The following is a 2,836-nucleotide window of genomic DNA, read 5'->3' as shown; positions in this document are numbered from 1 at the left end:
CTGGCGTTACATTAGAGGTTAGCAATGGCCCCGTTGAAGGCCAAAATAATCGATTAAAAATGCTGAAACGACAAATGTTTGGACGGGCAGAGCTAGACCTATTGGCTAAGCGACTAATTTTAACAAATAGATAGTCTTCTGGGGCGATGGTTCAGGCTAGGGTAGCGCGATCACCAAAAGTCGCCAAGAGCCCGAAGTTGTGTGAATCAGCAGCTCCCACTAAACTCACCTAATCTCTAACCATAACTTTTGCCCAGCTTAATATACTGAGCTAAACACCATGCGTGAACTGAGGCAAACTCTCTATTTAAAAGTATTTAGCCAGTTAAATAATGCCAGTTAAATACTGATCAATGGCTGAGCCAGTTAAAATTGTGTCAAGTTTACTGCTCCAGTCCAAGATATCAAGAAGTTTAATTCTATTTTCCGAAAGGTACATTTAGACTGAATATCTACTTTGCTCTTTGTTCCCAAATACAGCAGGTGCTCTAAGCACTCTCAAGTTTATGGCTAACAAACGTTATATATGTTCTTGCTTAAGGCAATTAGACCTGAAGCAAATAGCAAGGTAGGAGGCATCAATGCGCAAAAACTCTACCGACGACGCCTTCAAATATACGTTTTCTAGTGGCCAAACAGCCTACGTGCTAGATGTACCAGATACCTTCAGTTACGCCAAATCTTTAGATGCGTTGGGATTAAACTTGCCATCCCCCAGCATGGTAATCATCGGTGGGGCAAGTAAGATGAGTCCAGAAAGTAAAGTTAGAGTAGAGCACCTATTCACAAAAGTCTTAGCTCCAATCGCTGAAACCTATGGAGTTACAGTTTTTGATGGAGGAACAGACGCTGGTGTTATCCAAATGATGGGACAAGCACGTCAGCATATTGGTGGTAGCTTTAACTTAGTCGGCGTTGCCCCAAAAGCAAAAGTCAACTTACCAGGCCATTCCCTCAACTTAGCTATTGATATTGAAACCAGAGAACTTACTGATTTAGAAGAACATCATACGCATTTCGCCTTAATTCCAGGTATTAACTGGGGAAACGAATCACCTTGGCTTGCCCATTGTGCATCCACCCTAGCCGATCGCTACCCTTCAATTACTATTTTGATTAATGGTGGAAAAATTTCATTGAGTGATCTAGTACTCAACCTTTCCGTCGGTCAGCAAACCATAATCATTGCGGGCAGTGGTAGATTGGCAGATGAGATCGCAAACACTATTAGTGGACTCGCACCTTCCACTAATTCTATGATTCAGGATCTAGTGAAATCTTATTACCCAAGCCAGCTGTCAATCTTCGAGTTAAACAAACCTCTAGATGCCCTAACCAAGCAATTGAAAATGCATTTCAATCTTAAGGTAATCTGATAGCTGATATGTGCAACAGCTATCAAGCTTATGAGTCAGGATAAATCGCCTACAGAAGCACCTGATCGAAAATTGCTCGATTTCGCATGGAATCGGCACAAAGTGTATAGCAAAAATGCAAGCCGTTATCGCGCTCGCTTTGCATTTCTGCGCAATCTACTATTAGTTCTAAGCGTTGTAGTTGTTGCATTATCAGTTATTGATGCCTCTCTGACTAAATTACAACTTACAAAGATCGATAGTATTAATCACCTCCAAAAACCATTTCTATCTGGTATACACATACTACAGCCCACACTTCAGCATTGCCTGATCATTCTCCCAATAACTATCTCCGCTTTGCTGGCTTTTGCCGTAAAGTTTGACCGAGGGAATAATTGGCTACTTCTAAGAGGTAGCGCCGAAGTCTTAAAAAGTGAAATCTACTGCTATCGAACCCGTATTCGAGAATATAAAGAAAATCGAAATGAGATTTTAGCCCACAAGACAAAACTTGTCAGCGAACGACTTAAAGGAAGCGCTGTACACCAAGCTGCTCTTAATCCTGATGAAGAAGAACCACCTTCACACTATAAACTCGGCTGGGTAATCAAAATAATTACCCTCTCGATTAGACTAATTGGCAAATTGTTCCTGCAACTATGGAATCAACTTTTTGGTCTCGAAAAACTAAGTGAAAAAAATTCTATTCCAGACGATGAGTTTTCAGATCTCAGTGCCGAAGATTATCTGAGATACCGTCTAGAGGAGCAATTCTTTTGATATCGCAATAAAAGCCAACAGCTAGACCGACAACTACAGTTTTTAGAAGGAAGTATTTATTTTTTGGGGGATTAGGAACCTTGCTAGCAGCGGTTAAATGACAAAGCTGGGTAGCTATCACTGTTGCCTTAACAGGTGCATTAAGCAATTATCTTGACTTTAAGCGTGTAGAAGCAACTCTGGTTGGTTATAACCGGGCGGCAGATGGACTTTATGATGTCGAAGCCTGGTGGAATAGCTTATCACTAGATCAAAAACAAAATTCTAAGAACTGCGAACGACTGGTGATCAGTACCGAGGCTATTATTCGGAGTGAACATGTCAGCTGGTTGCAAGATATGCAAGATAGACTGGCCGAAATGTACGGCAATACCGAAAATGAGACCTATCCTGAGAACAACAATGAAGACCAACAGAACAAATCAGGTTGAGAATAACTCTTCAAACCCATGATAGTCATAAGAGATATGACCAAATATAATATCTGTTCTTAGCTTTGAATGTTAAGCTCTGGAAACCTGATGTAGCACAGAAATAAAACTAAAGCGCATCATACTGTAATTAGTATGATGCGCTTTGTAGATTAGGACCCTGGCACCGAGCTATTTTCACAAGGGGCAACCCCCTCACTATCTTCACCGCAGGTGCGTTTCACAACCGAGTTCGGGATGGGTCGGAGTGGGACCACACCGCCATTG

Annotated in this window: 3 protein-coding genes and 1 rRNA gene; 3 read left to right on the top strand and 1 reads right to left on the bottom strand. The window is 41.5% G+C overall.

What is annotated here, in order from left to right; all coding sequences use genetic code 11:
- The first annotated feature begins 581 nt into the window (after positions 1-581).
- The 3 genes from QGP82_RS29140 to QGP82_RS29130 all read left to right on the top strand — a co-directional run bounded on the left by QGP82_RS29140 (position 582) and on the right by QGP82_RS29130 (position 2,569).
- Positions 582-1,376, top strand: coding sequence for a TRP family putative cation channel (locus tag QGP82_RS29140; protein ID WP_163667107.1), 795 nt, complete (start codon positions 582-584; stop codon positions 1,374-1,376).
- 30 nt (positions 1,377-1,406) lie between these two features.
- A complete protein-coding gene (locus tag QGP82_RS29135) occupies positions 1,407-2,138 on the top strand; it encodes a DUF4231 domain-containing protein (RefSeq protein ID WP_163667110.1) in 732 nt (243 codons plus the stop codon).
- A gap of 116 nt (positions 2,139-2,254) precedes the next feature.
- A complete protein-coding gene (locus QGP82_RS29130) occupies positions 2,255-2,569 on the top strand; it encodes a hypothetical protein (protein WP_431732101.1) in 315 nt (104 codons plus the stop codon).
- 158 nt (positions 2,570-2,727) lie between these two features.
- Here QGP82_RS29130 and rrf read toward each other — a convergent pair.
- Positions 2,728-2,836, bottom strand: a 5S ribosomal RNA gene (gene rrf / locus QGP82_RS29125); the annotation flags it as partial.

This window comes from Leptothoe sp. LEGE 181152 (assembly GCF_032906605.1).
Lineage (GTDB): Bacteria > Cyanobacteriota > Cyanobacteriia > Phormidesmidales > Phormidesmidaceae > Leptothoe > Leptothoe turfae.
This window is presented reverse-complemented; position numbering and strand designations above follow the sequence as displayed.

What these genes read in the sequence shown, in the direction of transcription:
- QGP82_RS29140 (WP_163667107.1), top strand. Translation starts at nt 582, where the DNA reads ATGCGCAAAAACTCTACCGACGACGCCTTCAAATATACGTTTTCTAGT.
- QGP82_RS29135 (WP_163667110.1), top strand. Translation starts at nt 1,407, where the DNA reads ATGAGTCAGGATAAATCGCCTACAGAAGCACCTGATCGAAAATTGCTC.